Origin of the sequence: Paenibacillus sp. FSL R7-0331 (assembly GCF_000758645.1) — a bacterium.
Classification (GTDB): domain Bacteria; phylum Bacillota; class Bacilli; order Paenibacillales; family Paenibacillaceae; genus Paenibacillus_AQ; species Paenibacillus_AQ camerounensis.
The window spans coordinates 4082541-4098706 of sequence record NZ_CP009284.1; the positions used below are offsets into that span (position 1 = coordinate 4082541).

Genomic DNA, 16166 nt, shown 5'->3' on the forward strand with positions numbered 1-16166 from the left:
TTAGATGAAGGCAACAGGGGGAGGAGTATAGATAATGGTCAGATATCAGTTTCTGTCTACGGCAAACGGGTAAACTCGAATATAATAAACGCGGAACATTAATAGGACCATCCCCTCATAAAAAATGTGGAGTATGGTCCTTTTAACGGCCTGCAGAGCAGACATTATTAAGCTAAAAATGATGTGAAGCCAATTGCAGCAAGCAGCAGCACGCCGATGCCCAGCAAGATGCCTCCGATCAGCGAATACCTGGCCTCCTGATGAAACGACGCAGTACCGGGCCCTCCGGGTGCAGGCGGACCCGGCTTTGCAACCACGCCTTCCTGACCGGTACGACGGCCGGTTCGCCGCCTTTTGTAACCGATTATCAGCAACACGATACCGAGCAGAGACAGGAAGCTGCCTGGATAAACGAATGCCATCCACAGACCACTCATGTTACCCCTCCTTGTTTGGCTGTCTTTCTTAATAGTAAACGCTGCTGCGTTTAGCCAAACAGAAAAAAACATTATTCCTGTTTATTGCGCAGCTTCATCGCATCAATTGCTGCCGGAGTCTGCAGAGGTACAGGGGAATAATGACACGTTAGCTCAAACAAAAGAACCACCTCGTATATAAGCAGGTGGTTCTTGCAAAGCTAGACAGCCGTTTATATTTCCCTGGTTTCTTCCTTCAGCCAAGCGCTCTCTTCCTCATTCAAATAAGGAGCCAGCTTCGTGTAGACCTCTTGGTGATAATGGTTTAACCATTGCTTTTCACTCTCTGTTAACAGTTCTATCTTGATACCAGCCAGATCAATTGGGCAATATGTAATCGTTTCGAATCTCATAAATTGGCCAAACTCTGTTTTCTCGTCCTCAATTACCAGCATCATATTTTCCGTTCGGATTCCATATTTGCCTTCAAGGTAAATACCCGGCTCATTTGTAAGGATCATACCCTTTTCAAGGATAACCGTATTATTTCTAGGGCTTATGCTTTGCGGTCCCTCATGAACATTCAAGAAAAATCCAACCCCATGCCCCGTTCCGCACTTGTAGTCGATTCCATATTGCCATATTGGCTGTCTTGCCAATACATCCAGGTTAGAGCCTGTCGCCCCATACAAAAATTTGACAGAGCTTAATGCAATAAATCCTTTTAATACCAATGTAAAATCTCTTTTTTGCTCATCTGTAAGTTGTCCTAAAACAATCGTCCGCGTAATATCCGTGGTTCCATCATAATACTGTCCGCCTGAGTCAACCAGAAAGAGGCCTTCATTTTTTAGTGTATACTGCGTTTCTGCAGTTGCCTTATAGTGCATGAGCGCAGCATGTTCCCCGTAACCTGCAATCGTATCAAAGCTGGTTCCTACGCATCCTTCCTGTGCCCTTCTGAAATCCTCTAGTTTCTCTTCAGCAGCAATCTCTGTAATTTCTTCCTGGCCCACAGCGGTTTTTAACCATTTAATAAATTTCACCATAGCTGCGCCGTCTTTTAATTCACACCACTTCATATTTTTGATCTCAACCTCATTTTTAACCGCTTTTAAATGGGTTGTGATATCAGGATTCTCCACTTTCTTTGTATTGCTGTTAATGGCGTTATAGACTCTGCTGTTTGTTTTATTGGTATCAAAAATAATAGTGTCTCCGCTTGAAAGATTTCCTAAAAAGCTATGTATTTCATCATACCCCAGTAATGCGATCCCTTCAGCCTCCAGTTCCAATCGGACCACAGGAGGAACCTTGCCGGAATCAATAAACAAATAACTTGTATGTTCTGCTACGATTACATTGGAGATAACAACCGGATTGTTGGGCACATCGGCCCCTCTTATATTTAAAAGCCATGCAATGTCATCCAGGGAGGTTAAACAATAGTAATTGGCTCCCAGCTTGTTCATTTCTGTTCTTACTTCATTTAATTTATCTGTACGCGATTTGCCTGCATATCGTACATCATGGGTAAAGACTGTTCCTTTAGGAATCTCCGGCCGGTTTTCCCACAGAGCACCAATAAAGTCTTGATTCACATTTAAAGTGATGCTCTTTGCCTGTAGATCTTTTTCCATCCTTCTGACCATTTGAATGGAGAAAACATTACCATCAAACCCTACTACGCTTCCTTCTTTAAGAACATCCGCCAGCCATTCCGAATAAAAAGGCACCCCTGGATCTGCCATTCTAAATAATCTGATTCCCGAGCCCGCAAGCTGCTCCTCTGCTTGAATATAGTATCTGCCATCTGTCCATAACCCGGCATCCTCTAATGTAATTACTACTGTGCCTGCTGATCCTGTAAATCCTGAGATCCATTCTCTGCCTTTCCAGTGCTCCGCTACATATTCACTCTGATGTGCATCATAGCTGGGAATGATATAAGCCTCCATCAGATTTGCTCTCATTAGCTGTCTTAGCTGTTCAACCCTATCCTTGATGTTCATTTCTAACCCCTCCACTTTCTTGTAGCCCAAAAGCATTCATATGATATAAAAATGACAAGCCCTTAATGATCTTACTCCTAAAATAAGGGTAAAACAAATACAAGTATCAAAGCGGCATCGGCTTCAAACAAAGGGATTGCTGCAAGTAGAAACGGCTATGCCGTCCTTCAAAGAAGGCGGTAACCGTTCCTGCGAGAAATATAAGGATTATTGATAGCGTAAAACATATAAATTCTTATATTTCAAAAAGAACCCGTACAGCCATCCACCGGCTGTACGGGTCCTTCTCTTACTACTTCGCCTGACGTTTCAGTATTGCCAATCCGTTCACCGGCAGCTCAAGCTCTGCAGGAGCCTCAGCGCCTGTTTCCAGATCGGTATAGCCGCGGCCGTCCAGCTTCACGGTCTGTGCTTCGCCGCTGAAGTTCTGTACGAAAACAAAATCGCTCTCGCCGTCTGTACGCAGCTGAGCAGTTACCCCTACTGGCAGCTCCGACTCCAGGGTGCGGGTAATTCCAGCCTTGGCAGTAATAGCAGCATACAGCTCCACATAGAACGCCAGGTCTTTAACACGGGTTGCCAGATGGTAGGCTTCACCTGCACCAAGCTTGTTAACGGTCAATGCCGGACGTCCGGCATAGAAGTCGGTGCGGTAGTGGCCGAGCGCCTCAGCACCCTCCAGATGAATCAGCTCGGCAATTTCATGCGCGTCATAATCGCCTGACAGGCCTAGAGCGTTGCCGCTATCCATTACCAGACCGTTCAGATCACGGCTGTGCAGGCCTTCTGTCTCTTCCGCCCAGATGCCCAGCGTTTTACGCAGCGGTCCAGGGAAGCCTCCAAGGTGGCACAGATCTGTCTCGCCGACAACACCTGACCAGTAGGTCGCCAGGAAAGTACCGCCCTGCTCTACATACTGCTCAATGTTCTGTCCATCTTTTTCGCTGATCAGGTACAGCATCGGTGCGATAACCAGCTTGTAGCGGGACAGATCATCACCGGAGCCGACGATGTCAACCGGAATGCCCTGCTCCCACAGCGCACGATAGTGCTGCAGTACAGTCTCTTCGAACTTCAGACCGGAATTGCGGATACCTTGGGCATCTTTGATTGCCCAGCGGTTGTCCCAGTCATACAGAATCGCTGTCTGAACCGGTGTGGAGGTACCAACCACATCCGTCAGGCCGGCCAGAACCTGGCCCACTTCGGCAACATCCTTGAATACACGGGTTTCACCATGTCCGCTGTGATCCAGCACGGCACCGTGGAACTTCTCACTGGAGCCGCGGCTCTTGCGCCACTGGAAGTACTGCACGGAATCCGAACCGTGAGCAACCGCCTGCAGGGAAGACAGCTTGTGCATGCCCGGACGCTTCAGCTTGCTGACCGACTGCCAGTTGGTGAGCGAAGGCGTGCTCTCCATCAGCAGGAACGGCTTGTGCTTGAAGGTGCGGAACATATCATGATGCATTGCTGTCCAAGCGGCCAGACGCGCATCATCGTTATCCTCAGTGTAGCCCCAGTCCGGATATGCATCCCAGGAGACGACATCGAGAATCTTAGCCATTTCACGGTAGTCAATACCGTCAATCATGTGCATATTAGTCGTGATAGGCAGCTCGGGATTGTAACTGCGCACAGCAGTCATTTCATGGCTGCAGAAATTAATTGTCTGCTCGCTGACAAACCGGCGCCAGTCCAGATTCAGGCCGTGAACCTGGGTCTCACCGTGCGGAGCCGGGGATTCGATCTGCTCCCATGAAGTATACGTATGACTCCAGAAGGTTGCCCACCAGGCATGGTTAACCTCTTCCAGACTGCCGTTATATTTCACTTTGAGCCAATCTCTGAATGCATTCTGACAATAATCACAGTGACATTCGCCGCCGAACTCATTGGAGATGTGCCAGCCGATAACTGCCGGATGATGAGCGTAACGCTCTGCCAGCTTGGAGTTGATCAGCGCTGTTTTTTCCCGGTAGACCGGGGAAGTGAAGCAGTGATTGTGCCGGACACCGTGCAGATTCCGCACACGGTTGCGCTCTATACGCAATACTTCAGGATATTTAGCTGACATCCATGCCGGGCGCGCACCGCTCGGAGTCGCCAGGAAAGCGAAAATACCATTCTCGGCAAAGGTATCCAGTACATGATCGAGCCATTCGAACGTGAACACGCCCTCTTCCGGCTCCAGGGACACCCAGGAGAAAATGCCGACGGACATTACATTACAGCCTGCCAGCTTCATCAGGCGGATATCCTCTTTAAAAATTTCAGGGTATTTCAGCCATTGCTCAGGATTATAATCGGCTCCATGCAGCATGACCGGGGCCTTGCTGCTGACTGCAGGGGATTTAAGACTCATAGTAGTAGATTCATCCTCTCATCATCTTCCGTGTTAGGATGGGACTTTTCTCTGATTATATTCACTCAGTATCCTTGTCCAAATCACGGATAATCATTTATACTATTTATAATATAGGATAAATACTGTCATACAGTAGGAATAAACTCGCGATTGCATAGTACAAAATGAATATGAGGTGTACACTTTGCTACCATTTTCCCTGGTCGAGCTGCCCCGTCAGCCTGATGAATTTCCGCTCTATCCCTACTCGGTAGGCCATCATATCCAGTATCATCATGTCCGCCCTTCCGGCTTCCCGGTACATCAGGTGTTCCTGATCCGCAGCGGCAGCGGGCTGTTCCGCGATCTTACGGACGGCACCGAAACGGTGCTTAGCCCGGGGATGATATTTGCTTTTCCGCCTGACCGGGGACATGAATATTATCCGCTGTCCCATGAACCGTGGCATTTGGCTTTTATCGGCTTTGACGGCAGCCAGTCTGCCGCAGTACTGGAGGGGCTGCGCCTGCTGCCCTCTGTGCCTGTAATGACCGAACGGTTTGAAGAATGCTGGGACATGATTGCCGGAATCTGGCATACCGTTGACCGGTATAACGCCGCCCGGCTGGATGAGCATACCATGCAGGAGCTGTCTGTCACCCTGTACAGGCTGCTGCTCATGCTGCGCCGGGGGGATTCCTCCCTTAGCCAGACTGAACGGCCGGAAACCGAAACCGTCCGCAATGAGGCGCTGCAAAAAGCGGTCAGCCTCATCAATGAGCACTTTACTGAACCGCTGCTGATTGCCAATCTGGCTTCTGCAGTCGGCTATTCGGTGCAGCATTTCCAGCGCCTGTTCCTGCAGGAGTATGGTGTTACGCCGCATAAATACCTGCAGAACCTGCGGCTGCAGCGTGCGCTCCAGATGATTAACGAGAGCCCGGAGCGGCCGGTACAGGATCTGGCGCTGAACGTCGGGATGGAGACGAATTATTTTATCCGGGTATTCCGCAAGACTTACGGCTGTACACCGGGTGTGATGCGCAGCAGGCTTGCGGCTGAACGCGACGTCCCTCCGGGATAGACTTATCCAGCATGTTGCAGGTGGAGAATCTTTTTATCCGAGAGGCTTGTTCCGAACTATTGAGCTGCTACCCAAAGAAGCCCTCTTATCGAGGGTCTTGGTGTGATATTGGCAGTTAGCTTCTATCAAATCTCGCAGCAGACAGATGCCTGCGTTTCCAGAGCGGTACCGATAATCTTGGCAACAGCCTGATGGGCCGGGTGTATAAGGTATTCCTCCATGTCTGCTAAGGAAGCAAACCTGGTGATTAGGATCAGATCATACGCAGCAGGCCCAGGGCGAACGTTAGTCTCAGCCTGAACATCAAGAAGAACATCTATTATTCCACCCATGCTAAGCAGAACGGTCTGAATGTGCTTGGTATGCTCCGGGCTCCGGTCCTTCAGCTTCAACAGCAGATGATTGACTATCATCTTAGGTCCATCCTGTAGACAGCCGTATTGCTAGCTGCTTAATCTTATCGTCGCGGAGCTGAAAATAAAAATCCAAATACAGAGGGTCCGGGAGTCCTGTTTTGTCAAAATCCCCGTCTACTTTAAAAGCCACTATAGTCTCACCCTCATGCTCTTTATGCTGTTCGGGTTCAAGCGTTATATGAACACTAAAGTGATGTCCGGCACTCCATTTGGATATTGCAGCTTTGCCGGCCCACTCTTTGCCCTCATCGTGAACTATTGCATCTTCTGAAAAGCAGTTCACATAAGCATCCGGATCAGGTTTATTGGCAGCCGTTATAAAATGTTGTATCACCTTCGGAAGCAAACTAGTCTCCATAAGCTCAGCTCCTTTGTAATTTCGTTACACGGTGCGGATGGTTCCGCCGTCAATGACATACTCACAGCCGGTAATATAAGAGGCTCTGTCTGAGGCAAGGAAGGCCGCCAGCTCAGCAACCTCCTCAGGTCTGGCCGGACGGCCGAGGGGAATGCCTCCAAGCTCATCCATTAGCTGCTGGCGGGCGGCTGTATAGTCCGATCCGGCTTGCTCAGCCATTCTCCCAATTAGGCGTTCCGCCGCTTCCGTCTCTGTAAATCCCGGTGCCAGTGTGTTAATTCTTATCCCTTTAGGTCCAAATTGAGTAGCCAGGTTCTTACTATAATTAACAAGTGCCGCTTTGGCAGCAGAATAAGGCATGGTCATGATGCCGGGAAGCTTACGTTGAATAGAGGAGATATGGACAATCACTCCGCTGTGCTGTTCAGCCATGTAAGGAAGAAACCCGCGATCAAGCCGGACGGAAGAAAACAGGTTGGTTGTGAATGTCGTATGCCAATCTTCATCCGTCAGAGCTAATGCTCCTGCTGTACTTGCCCCGGACCCGCCCACATTGTTAATCAAAATATCCAGACCGCCGAGCTGTTTAACCGTCTGCTGAACGATATGATCCACGCCTTCCGGAAGACTCACATCCGCCTGGATGAAATTCACTCCTTCCGGTAAGGTCTCGGGTATGGATCTAGCCGTAGCTATAACCTCAGCTCCCGCTGCATGCAGACGTTGTACGACCGCGAGACCAATTCCCCGGGTGCCGCCGGTCACCAGTGCTCTTTTACCTGCAAATTCTTTGCTCACATCGAGTATATCCGGGCTGTTATTCATTGTTCTGTTGAAGCCTCCTTGGTATGTTGTGACTACTAGGCTAGTGTAATCAACAGAACCTGACAGCTGCGTGTCCAGTTATCCTAAATATTTTCCGGCCATTTTGGCTGTGCGGGCTTTCATCTCCAGCCTGACAGACGCCGGCTCCATAACCTCCAGTAACTCTCCGTAAGAAAGAAGATTTTGAATAAGCCATTCTCCGGAAGGCATATTTGAAGTGACCCGGAAAGACCCATCCTCCTGTTTCACAATATCCTCTTCCCTAAAGTCATCCACGATGCGATAGGCTGCCGCCGGTTCTATTTTTAACACCAGAGCGATTCTCGGCATTTCATTACCCTTATCCTCTTCATGGGAAGTCCCGGCAGACTCCCTCTCCTCCTGTCCAACCCCTAAAAGCTCAGCCCCCTCCCCGTCTAAAATCTGTACATTCGACATTCTTGTAATCTTAAAGGTTCTTGGAGCATTTTTATCAAAACAGTAGGTCACCACGTACCAGGCCCTATCCTTAAATTGCAGCTTCAATGGTACTGCTCTTCGGCTTTGGTGTTCCCCGGCGGCGCCCAAATAAGTAAACGAAATGACTATACGCTCCAAAATAGCCTGCTTCAGCAGGGGATATAGCTCTTTTTGCTTTTGCCCGCTTCCCCATGGGGAAAAATCGACTTCGATCCAACTGGTGCTATTTTTTCTGAACAAGCTGCTCAGCTTTGAGAATACCTCTTCGGAATCAGGCAATCGAGCCGCGGACAAGCTCTGAAGGGCAAACAGGATCTCATCCTGCTCCTTATCAGTGAGCAAGGATTTGTTCAGGACAAATCTGTCCGTAAGTGAAATGCCGCCGCCTTTTCCTTGGCTCGTATAGACCGGAATTCCAGCCTGGCTCAAGGCTTCTACGTCCCTGTAGACTGTTCTGACCGATACCTCGAACCGCTCAGCCAGCTCAGGAGCTGTAACCGTCCCCTTTTCCAGTAAAATATAAGTCATCTGAAGCAGTCTGCTAATTTGCATTCACTCACCTCTTGGATTCAGTATAAACAAAAAAACTTGACAGACTTATGTCAAGTTAGGATTGAGCGTATGATTTCATTATTTCATATATTACGTATTATTCTTCACATGCACCAGGATTTTACAATGATAAGCTTATTATGTATGCCTTACGACAATTTAGGAGGTAATATAATGAGCAAATACGATGAAGCCATGAAGCTGCTGGAAGAACAAGCGGGTAACAAGGACGGCCTAATCACGCTGTCCACCATCGCACTGGAACCAGGGGCTAATGGCAGAAGCCGTCCCGCCTCACGCATTGTGGATGCCTATTATGAGGATGGCGCTTTCTACACCGTCACTTACGCGACCTCAGGAAAGATGCAGCAGATCGCCCAAAACCCCGAAGTCGCCGTTTGTATCATCGTTGAAAATTTCACTGCCGATGGGATCGGTGAAAACCTGGGCTGGGTATGTGACGAGAAGAACACAGAGATAATGACCAAGCTGCGCACCATTTTTGCCGGCTGGTATAACGAAGCCAATAATGACGAAGACCCTAACACCTGTCTGCTGCGCATTCGCCTGACAAGGGGACTGTGGAATGACGCCCATAAAGGGATCAGAAATGAGATCGATTTTGTGAATAAGACGACAAACTGACTGGATGGTGCTGGAGATAGATCAAAGGAAGGGTCCTTGTATTATCTATAACAATATGTCAAAGAGCCATCCCTTTCGGGATGGCTCTCGTATTTGTTTCTTGGGGGATATTGCCGTCATCCACTCGATCTATACTTTGAGCCTTTACCGGCTCGCTGCCTCGATGATCCAGTCGGTGAGTTCGTTGATTTGTCTTTTTACGGCAATCGGGTCACGGTACCAGGATTGGTTCTCCGTCCATAAAAACACCCGATTGTTGCGAATCGGCTCCAGTGATCCCCAGACCGGATCAGCCTGCAGCGATTCCAGACTGGATTCCGTTGTCAGAATCAGATAATCACCCATGTACTCCGAAAGCTTTTCCAGTGAAAATTCATAGTAAGATTCCTTTAGCATGTAGTCAGGAACCGCCACCGGCGGCTTCAGCCCCATGATTTCATACATCAGCCGTCCGCCCCGTCCCGACTTCGGACCAAACAGACTTACGATTCCATCGTACTCCTGCATAATCGAAAGTGTCTTACCTTCAGGAACAGCCTGCTGAACCTTCTCCCGGATGTTAGCAATCTCCTTCTCGAACTCTTCGTTCCATTTCTCCGCTTCCTCACTCCTATCCAGCAAGTCGCCGAAATACAGCATCTCATCCTGAATGGATGCAAACTGATTGTAAGGAACAGATACCGTAGGTGCGATCTTCTGGTATTTCTCGACTACCTCAGGCTGCGGATTATGCGTTATGATCAAATCCGGACCCAGCTCCAGCAGCTTCTCCAACGAGTCGCCTACATCCGTTACGACATCCAGCATGCCCTCGAGATAGGGACTCGACATCAGGAACGATTCCGCTGCGACCGGCTGAACATCCAGCGCAAGTACGGTACCGAGATAAGAAATGGCCGCTACGCGCTGAGGACGTGCAGGAACCTCGACATCACCGAATGCGGTCTTAACTATTTTGGTCTCTGCAGCTGCAGGAGCCTCTGCCTCTTGGGTAATCGCACTTGGAGAGGCGCTGGCGGCAGCTTGATTTGGTGCTGAGGCTCCATTGTTCACCGCCCCGCCGCACGCCGTTAACATCACAGTCAAGCATAACAGCATAACTGTATAGAAACTTCTTGTTGCTCTAGTCATTTTATTCGATCCTTCCCGATGAAATTGATAATCAATATCACTCATATAAAAAGGATAGCCCAATGACCGGCTTGGAACAACGGAGGATTGCGACCTGTTTCTTGCATAATCTGAAACGGGCTGGCCGTTTCGCTTACGATATTGCCCCGGCGTCATGCCGGCATACTTTTTGAACATCCGGTTGAAATACATAAGGTCGGGATAACCGACATGCGATGCGATTTCCTGTTGCGTTGCCCTCGTTCCGGCCAGCAGAGCCATCGCATCTTCCATCCGAAAACGAATGACGTAATCCAGCGGACTAAGTCCAGTCTGCTCCTTACATTTTCTCGAAATGTATTGTTGGCTGTAATTCAATTGCCGCGCAAGCTCCTCAAACGAGATCGTCTTGCGGTAATTTCTGGACAAATACCGAATAACCTGCTCCGACAAGGATAGCTCACCGGCGCCGAACAGGCGCTCTCTCAGAACAACATGGACGAAGCGGATAAAGTCTCCCTTGACCGACAGCCCGGTCAATCCATCATCCGATTCAAGAAAGCCGCCGCGTATTGTCTGAAGCAACTCAAGCATGGCCAGCGGCTCACCGGGCGGGAATCCCCAGCTGTCCAGAAACGGACTGGTTTCCTGAATGATCCTATGTAATTCTTGCGGGGCTGCAGCGGGGAGTGTCGCTTTGTAGAGTACGATATACATATTCAGCCCTTCTCTGCTCCGAACCGTCAGCTGGGAGCCTTTACCGGCATGAAGGACATAGAAACGATCGCACAGCCACACCTCATCATCAACCCACAGCTCGCCTTGTCCTTGGAAAGCAAATATGAACGCGCTTGACGGCAAGCGGTATTGCTGCAAATCACCGTCCACTCCGGCCAGCTTAAACCGCACGTCCAGCACGCGTATACTCACCTGATTCCACATTTGTATAAGTCTCAGAACGTCCATAGCTGATTGGCAAGCTCCCTCTACATTATCTAATAGATAATCATTCTCAATTGAATCATGTTTCTAAAAACAATAACGAATACGGCTAGTACTGTCAACAGGGCGATTACAAGTACCAGAATACGAAATCCTGCTCTCCCCTTGCAAAAACTGATCCACCGCCAGTGAATAACAGAATTCCGGCCTTAGTCAGCGGGATCATTGAAAATATAATTAGTATGAAATATCATACTAATGTGTAGATTGTCCATCAAAGGTGAGAGGCAGATAAAAAGAATGAGCGAATTCTTAAGATTGATGAAGGATCTCCGGTTCAGAAGAACCATGCGGATGATTTTTAAGTTTGCCTGGGCCTTCTGGTGGCTTGGCAAGCAGAAATATTTTATCCCGAGACGGCGCTTAGAAGCGAAAACCAAAGCATTATACCGAAAGCAGGCAACCTATTTCACGAAGACTGCAATGGACATGGGCGGATTAATTATCAAGCTTGGGCAGCATGTTAGTGCGCAAGCAGATATTTTACCGAAGGAAATTCTTGATGAATTATCAAAGCTGCAGGACTCTGTAGACCCAGTAGATTTTTCTGAGATAAAACTTAAGGTAGAGCGTGAACTCAGTGCATCGATCAACGAGATTTTTGCCGAGTTTAATACAACGCCTATTGCAGCGGCTTCCTTGGGTCAGGTACATCGGGCGATATTACGAACAGGTGAACAAGTCGCAGTGAAGGTTATGCGTCCCGGGGTCGAGGATATCATTGAAATTGATTCGAAATCCATACAAATTGCTGTCCGATTAATGAAACGCCAGACCAGGATTGCAGCCTTCATGGACCTCGATGCGGTATATGATGAGTTCTACGATACAGTGATGGACGAGCTCGATTATCAAAAAGAGGGGCGAAATGCAGAAGAATTCCAGCAGCAGTTCACCCATCGGGATGATATCGTTGTTCCAGACATTCATTGGTCCTATACAACCTCAAAGGTGCTAACCATGCAGTTTTTGGAGGGTGTAAAAATCAACAATTTTGCCCAGCTCGATGCCTGGGGTGTGGATCGGACTCAACTTGCGAAGTCATTGATGGAAATTTTAACAGAACAGATTCTGATCAACGGTTTCTTTCACGCAGACCCGCATCCGGGTAATGTTCTCGTGCAGCCCGACGGCACCATCGCATTAATTGATTTTGGAATGGTCGGACAAATAGCAGGTGATATGAAGAAGCAAATGATAGCACTATTAATGGCGGTGTATTTAAAAGATGCCCACGGCGCCATCAATGCCCTGAATCGTTTGAGATTTTTAAGGCGGAATACAGATTTAGAGGTGCTTTCGAGGAATCTTACGTTATTATTTGAACAAGTTAACGGGGATACGTTTGATCTTAGTTTTGTGACGTCAGGTGACAATGCTGAAGATTTACGTGATTTCCTTTATTCTCAGCCCTTTCAGTTACCCGCCAATACAACCTTTTTAGGCAAAGCAATCATTACGGTTTATGGACTGTGTCTGGGACTTGACCCTGAGCTTGATTTGATCGGGACCGCTAAGCCTTATGTTGAAAAGGTTGTGCGTAACGATCTGCGGGGAAGTGTCTTCTCTAACGTTGTAGATGAGGGAAAGAATCTTCTAAAAGGCATCCTTCCTACGACCAAAAAGATCGTTTCTGCAGTAGACAAAATAGATAGCGGAAATTTACGGGTAAAGCTATCCAGTTCTTTTGAGAAAAAATGGATTGATACGCAAAATAAGAACACAAGGCGGATTGTTGCAACGATCATTGGAGCGGTATTTCTTCTGATTGCTTCCAACATGTGGAATGAGGTGGATCATACCGTTTCTTATGTGCTCGGCACCTTGGGGCTGCTCATTATGCTAAGCCAGCTGATAACGGGAGGAAACCGGCGTGAAGTAAGACATGTCCAGCAGATGAACGCCATGCGCGAACATAGCAGACTAGAAAAGTCGAAGTCCGGATCCGATTAATCATAGCCAATCATCGAAGGACCGATATTTAATCGGTCTTTTTTCTATATTTAAGAGGTCAACTAATTATTTTTTCGTTTGTTAACTTCAATCGCAATGAACTCCGGCAAATAATTGGGCGTACAGCCCTTCGATACCATGTCATCTTTATAAAGCCCCGTTACCTCGCCAAGTTCAATACAACGTGCACGATTCTTTTCATCATAGACGCCTATCCAGCCTGCGGTGAAATTCATAGCCCATTGGACTTCCGGTTCTTCCAGCGTAATAGCAGCTTCTAATCTGGGTAGTAAGTCTGCGGTGTTATCCGGCGGTGTCTGTCCGGTCCATCTCAATCGCGCTTGATAATACCAGTAAGTCCGTCTTTGAAGAGCAGAAGGGCTATTGTCCCATGACTCTATCAACGCAATTGTCTTCTTATCTTTGGTGAGCTGATTGGCCATTAACCAATCCATTAAGTTATTTCGCTCAACCAAAGTATGAGTCTGCATATCCTTATCAAGCTTATTTAGCTCTTCCTCTGAAAGAAGCTTTTTATCCATAATTAAGATTGCTAACAGTCTGGGCAAAAACGCTCCGGTTGACCAAAGCTCCTTAGCCAATTCGTGATCTTTTTTAATGTCCTTAGCAATTTTCCGCAAGTCGCCTAGCTTAGTATTACTATTGATCTGTAGTAGAATGTTTTCTGCTTTTGAAGAGCGGTTCATTTCTGAGTTTTTATTCTGATTCATTTGGCACGACTCCTTTATTAAAGCACTGCTGCATAATATGCCCTTGGCTCAGCTCCGTATGAATTTGAAAGACTCTGCCGAACTTGTCCGCCCCATCCCCAAAGCCGGGACTGAACGAGTGTGCATAGAACTGAATAGCTGCCTGCGTGCGCCCGCTTGCCCTGACCCGTCTTCACCGGCGGGAAAAGTTCTCTCATATCTTATGGAATCTGTTCACAGCCCTTCGACAGGAGCCATTCCTGCATCCAGGCGGATACCTCCTCTGCCTCCTGCTCATAGAAGAGAGCCACCTCCTGACGGTTGGCCAGATTTAAGCGGATATAGCCGCCCAGCTGCCGGTAGAACAAAAAGCAGGCATACGGATTCGCGGTGAAGAGATCCGGCGGGAATTCTGCTTGGCACAGGCCTGCCAGCTCCTGAAGATTAAGCCGGCCCGGTCCTGGTGGCATCCGCAGGAAGAGGTGTTCGCGGGTTCCCGTCCAAGGCTCATAATAGACGCATTCTTCCAGTCTCGTCCCGTACCTCTGACGGTAGACTTCATCCAGCAGCGAGGTATACGTCCCGTCACTCTTCTCCTCCCATAACTCCAGCGGCACTGCTTCGATCCGCTCTGCATGCCGGGGCAGCCAGAGCAGCCCGTTGTGCCGGGGATGGACAGCCAGGAAATCACCGTCTACTGTCGTCCCTATGGCTATGCACTCGCCGATCTGTTGCTCTGTAATAGGGCTGTCTTCATCATGCTCCCATAACTCATATTCAGCAAACGGCTGCAGCACCTCAGGGTCAGGCAGCTGAATATTCATCCACCCCCGATACGTCCCTTCGCCGTATTGCTGCAAGAACTGGACATAGCCCGACGGATAAACGGCACCGTTCCCTGCTGCAAGCCGTTGTTGTTGGCAATCAGATAGCCCTTTGGGCTCAGATACGATGTACATGATGACCCCCTTCTCATACCTATTTTATACTTGGGCAGCCTTACTCTGCCGCTTCTGCCAGCCAGGCCTGCATCGCCGGAGACTCTGCCCGGTTCAGCCGCAGGGCCGTTCCGTATTCCCCTCATCCGGCGAGTGTACAGTAATAATAACGTTCCCCATTCGCAAAAAGCACACAAAATGAACTCCGGGCCGCCTCTGTAATCTCTACCGCCAGCAGCTCTGCTTCCTGTGTAGCAGAAGCCTTACTCCATTTCTCTGTTAGACGCTCATACATACGTGTGCCCCTTCTCCCTGCTAAGGGGTGATTATAAATGGTCAGGATGAACTGCGGCAGTCGCACCGTCATTCATGTGCAGCAGGATGTACTCAATCTTGAATCCCCAAAGCCTCACGCTGCTCATTCTTTGACAAGTGCTGGTACTGTTCATAGCTCAGGCTTATATCCAAATAAAGAGTATGATCCCGGCTATCGAACCGCCTTGACGTTCTTCTCTCAAAGCTTTCAGGTAACACGCGAAATACAACAAAGATTGCATAGGGAAAATCCCATGTAAAAGCCGATTCTTCTAGCGGCAGTAGTTCCTCCCTCAGTTCTCCCACACAGGTTCCACCGGTATCCAGCGTAAAAGCAAGTTCCATGCTTAACTACCTTCCTCTCCCGTACTTTACGCATATATTATCCTCACTATTTCCCGTTGAGCATCAGTCCGTATTTACTGAACATCCACGATTGGCTAAGGTCTTGAGCCGCACCCGGGCTGATGCGAACAAAAGGCTTCTGTTCCTTCATGGCCTCAGCGTCCTGCGCTGAGAAGCGGAGCGGCTTGGTTATTTTCCGGATAGCACCGGTGAATTCCTCAAAAAACGCATAGGTAATCGGCTTATGCTCCCGGATGTCCCCGTAGATGTAATACTTTCCGCGTTCGTCTTCCAGATCAATCTGGAACCCTTTGGGATAAGAGATCATTACACACGGCAATATGTCCTCAGCCCACTGTCCGTAACGGGGGAAAAAGATCTCTTCCGGCCTTATATGATATCCCGATTGTTCATCCCCCGGCTGCACAGTAACGGCGTATACGAACAGGGGACGATGGCCCTCCCTTTTCTCCGCTGTCATGAAATATTCATAGTAGCTGCGGTACGCATCCGCCACCTGATCCGAAGTATCTTCACTACGGGAGAAGTTGGTCTGGTAGAATTGTGCCGCCGCAGGCTCCAGCAGCTTCAGCACACTCTGGAACTCTTCCGGCGTAATGAGAAATTTGAGCTTATAGAATCCGCTGTTCTTCAGTCGGTCCATGTCCGTCCCCCATTT

At 48.6% G+C, this 16166-nt stretch carries 16 protein-coding genes; 3 read left to right on the forward strand and 13 right to left on the reverse strand.

Annotated elements, in window-relative coordinates; all coding sequences use genetic code 11:
* Positions 1 to 167: 167 nt before the first annotated feature.
* The 3 genes from R70331_RS17270 to R70331_RS17280 form a co-directional block, all read right to left on the reverse strand.
* Entirely contained in the window at positions 168 to 437 is a 270-nt protein-coding gene (locus tag R70331_RS17270; RefSeq protein ID WP_042177424.1) for a hypothetical protein, read from the reverse strand.
* Between the two features lie 212 nt (positions 438 to 649).
* Positions 650 to 2428 (reverse strand): aminopeptidase P family protein, encoded by a 1779-nt coding sequence (locus R70331_RS17275; RefSeq protein ID WP_042177425.1) that lies wholly within the window; start codon positions 2426 to 2428, stop codon positions 650 to 652.
* Positions 2429 to 2720: 292 nt separating this feature from the next.
* Positions 2721 to 4793, reverse strand: coding sequence for a beta-galactosidase (locus tag R70331_RS17280; RefSeq protein ID WP_042177426.1), 2073 nt, complete (start codon positions 4791 to 4793; stop codon positions 2721 to 2723).
* A gap of 187 nt (positions 4794 to 4980) precedes the next feature.
* Between R70331_RS17280 and R70331_RS17285 the strand changes: the two genes are divergently transcribed.
* Positions 4981 to 5859 carry an AraC family transcriptional regulator gene (locus R70331_RS17285; RefSeq protein ID WP_042177427.1) on the forward strand — a complete coding sequence of 293 codons (879 nt, stop codon included), beginning with the start codon at positions 4981 to 4983 and terminating at the stop codon, positions 5857 to 5859.
* 125 nt (positions 5860 to 5984) lie between these two features.
* Here the strand turns inward: R70331_RS17285 and R70331_RS17290 are convergent, their stop codons facing one another.
* The 4 genes from R70331_RS17290 to R70331_RS17305 all read right to left on the reverse strand — a co-directional run bounded on the left by R70331_RS17290 (position 5985) and on the right by R70331_RS17305 (position 8469).
* The gene (locus R70331_RS17290; RefSeq protein ID WP_042177428.1) at positions 5985 to 6272 is read right to left on the reverse strand and encodes a Dabb family protein; all 288 of its coding nucleotides are present in this window, start codon (positions 6270 to 6272) and stop codon (positions 5985 to 5987) included.
* A gap of 1 nt (position 6273) precedes the next feature.
* The gene (locus tag R70331_RS17295) at positions 6274 to 6633 is read right to left on the reverse strand and encodes a nuclear transport factor 2 family protein (protein WP_042177429.1); all 360 of its coding nucleotides are present in this window, start codon (positions 6631 to 6633) and stop codon (positions 6274 to 6276) included.
* Positions 6634 to 6657: 24 nt separating this feature from the next.
* Positions 6658 to 7458: an SDR family oxidoreductase gene (locus tag R70331_RS17300; RefSeq protein WP_042177430.1), complete on the reverse strand. Its 801-nt coding sequence runs from the start codon at positions 7456 to 7458 to the stop codon at positions 6658 to 6660.
* A gap of 78 nt (positions 7459 to 7536) precedes the next feature.
* Positions 7537 to 8469: a helix-turn-helix transcriptional regulator gene (locus R70331_RS17305; RefSeq protein WP_042177431.1), complete on the reverse strand. Its 933-nt coding sequence runs from the start codon at positions 8467 to 8469 to the stop codon at positions 7537 to 7539.
* Between the two features lie 174 nt (positions 8470 to 8643).
* Here R70331_RS17305 and R70331_RS17310 point away from each other — a divergent pair, with 174 nt between their 5' ends.
* The gene (locus tag R70331_RS17310; protein ID WP_042177432.1) at positions 8644 to 9114 is read left to right on the forward strand and encodes a pyridoxamine 5'-phosphate oxidase family protein; all 471 of its coding nucleotides are present in this window, start codon (positions 8644 to 8646) and stop codon (positions 9112 to 9114) included.
* Positions 9115 to 9258: 144 nt separating this feature from the next.
* On the opposite strand, the gene R70331_RS17315 is transcribed toward R70331_RS17310, so the two are convergent.
* On the reverse strand, positions 9259 to 11190 hold the full coding sequence (locus R70331_RS17315; protein ID WP_042177433.1) for an AraC family transcriptional regulator: 1932 nt from the start codon (positions 11188 to 11190) through the stop codon (positions 9259 to 9261).
* A gap of 276 nt (positions 11191 to 11466) precedes the next feature.
* Between R70331_RS17315 and R70331_RS17320 the strand changes: the two genes are divergently transcribed.
* Positions 11467 to 13179, forward strand: coding sequence for an ABC1 kinase family protein (locus R70331_RS17320; RefSeq protein ID WP_052419097.1), 1713 nt, complete (start codon positions 11467 to 11469; stop codon positions 13177 to 13179).
* Between the two features lie 62 nt (positions 13180 to 13241).
* Here R70331_RS17320 and R70331_RS17325 read toward each other — a convergent pair whose 3' ends face one another.
* From R70331_RS17325 to R70331_RS17340, 5 genes are all read right to left on the reverse strand, one after another.
* On the reverse strand, positions 13242 to 13910 hold the full coding sequence (locus tag R70331_RS17325) for a DNA alkylation repair protein (protein WP_042177434.1): 669 nt from the start codon (positions 13908 to 13910) through the stop codon (positions 13242 to 13244).
* A 200-nt stretch (positions 13911 to 14110) separates the two neighbouring features.
* Positions 14111 to 14848, reverse strand: coding sequence for a hypothetical protein (locus R70331_RS17330; protein WP_042177435.1), 738 nt, complete (start codon positions 14846 to 14848; stop codon positions 14111 to 14113).
* 121 nt (positions 14849 to 14969) lie between these two features.
* The gene (locus tag R70331_RS31595) at positions 14970 to 15122 is read right to left on the reverse strand and encodes a hypothetical protein (RefSeq protein WP_156131152.1); all 153 of its coding nucleotides are present in this window, start codon (positions 15120 to 15122) and stop codon (positions 14970 to 14972) included.
* A gap of 92 nt (positions 15123 to 15214) precedes the next feature.
* On the reverse strand, positions 15215 to 15487 hold the full coding sequence (locus R70331_RS17335) for an Imm44 family immunity protein (RefSeq protein ID WP_231576307.1): 273 nt from the start codon (positions 15485 to 15487) through the stop codon (positions 15215 to 15217).
* A gap of 46 nt (positions 15488 to 15533) precedes the next feature.
* Positions 15534 to 16151 (reverse strand): hypothetical protein, encoded by a 618-nt coding sequence (locus R70331_RS17340; protein WP_042177436.1) that lies wholly within the window; start codon positions 16149 to 16151, stop codon positions 15534 to 15536.
* Positions 16152 to 16166 lie beyond the last annotated feature (15 nt).

Coding starts and splice junctions, on each gene's coding strand:
- R70331_RS17295 (WP_042177429.1), bottom strand. CDS start 6,633: ATGGAGACTAGTTTGCTTCCGAAGGTGATACAACATTTTATAACGGCT.
- R70331_RS31595 (WP_156131152.1), bottom strand. CDS start 15,122: ATGTATGAGCGTCTAACAGAGAAATGGAGTAAGGCTTCTGCTACACAG.
- R70331_RS17300 (WP_042177430.1), bottom strand. CDS start 7,458: ATGAATAACAGCCCGGATATACTCGATGTGAGCAAAGAATTTGCAGGT.
- R70331_RS17315 (WP_042177433.1), bottom strand. CDS start 11,190: ATGGACGTTCTGAGACTTATACAAATGTGGAATCAGGTGAGTATACGC.
- R70331_RS17290 (WP_042177428.1), bottom strand. CDS start 6,272: ATGATAGTCAATCATCTGCTGTTGAAGCTGAAGGACCGGAGCCCGGAG.
- R70331_RS17270 (WP_042177424.1), bottom strand. CDS start 437: ATGAGTGGTCTGTGGATGGCATTCGTTTATCCAGGCAGCTTCCTGTCT.
- R70331_RS17325 (WP_042177434.1), bottom strand. CDS start 13,910: ATGAATCAGAATAAAAACTCAGAAATGAACCGCTCTTCAAAAGCAGAA.
- R70331_RS17330 (WP_042177435.1), bottom strand. CDS start 14,848: ATGTACATCGTATCTGAGCCCAAAGGGCTATCTGATTGCCAACAACAA.
- R70331_RS17275 (WP_042177425.1), bottom strand. CDS start 2,428: ATGAACATCAAGGATAGGGTTGAACAGCTAAGACAGCTAATGAGAGCA.
- R70331_RS17340 (WP_042177436.1), bottom strand. CDS start 16,151: ATGGACCGACTGAAGAACAGCGGATTCTATAAGCTCAAATTTCTCATT.
- R70331_RS17305 (WP_042177431.1), bottom strand. CDS start 8,469: ATGCAAATTAGCAGACTGCTTCAGATGACTTATATTTTACTGGAAAAG.
- R70331_RS17320 (WP_052419097.1), top strand. CDS start 11,467: ATGAGCGAATTCTTAAGATTGATGAAGGATCTCCGGTTCAGAAGAACC.
- R70331_RS17335 (WP_231576307.1), bottom strand. CDS start 15,487: ATGGAACTTGCTTTTACGCTGGATACCGGTGGAACCTGTGTGGGAGAA.
- R70331_RS17280 (WP_042177426.1), bottom strand. CDS start 4,793: ATGAGTCTTAAATCCCCTGCAGTCAGCAGCAAGGCCCCGGTCATGCTG.
- R70331_RS17310 (WP_042177432.1), top strand. CDS start 8,644: ATGAGCAAATACGATGAAGCCATGAAGCTGCTGGAAGAACAAGCGGGT.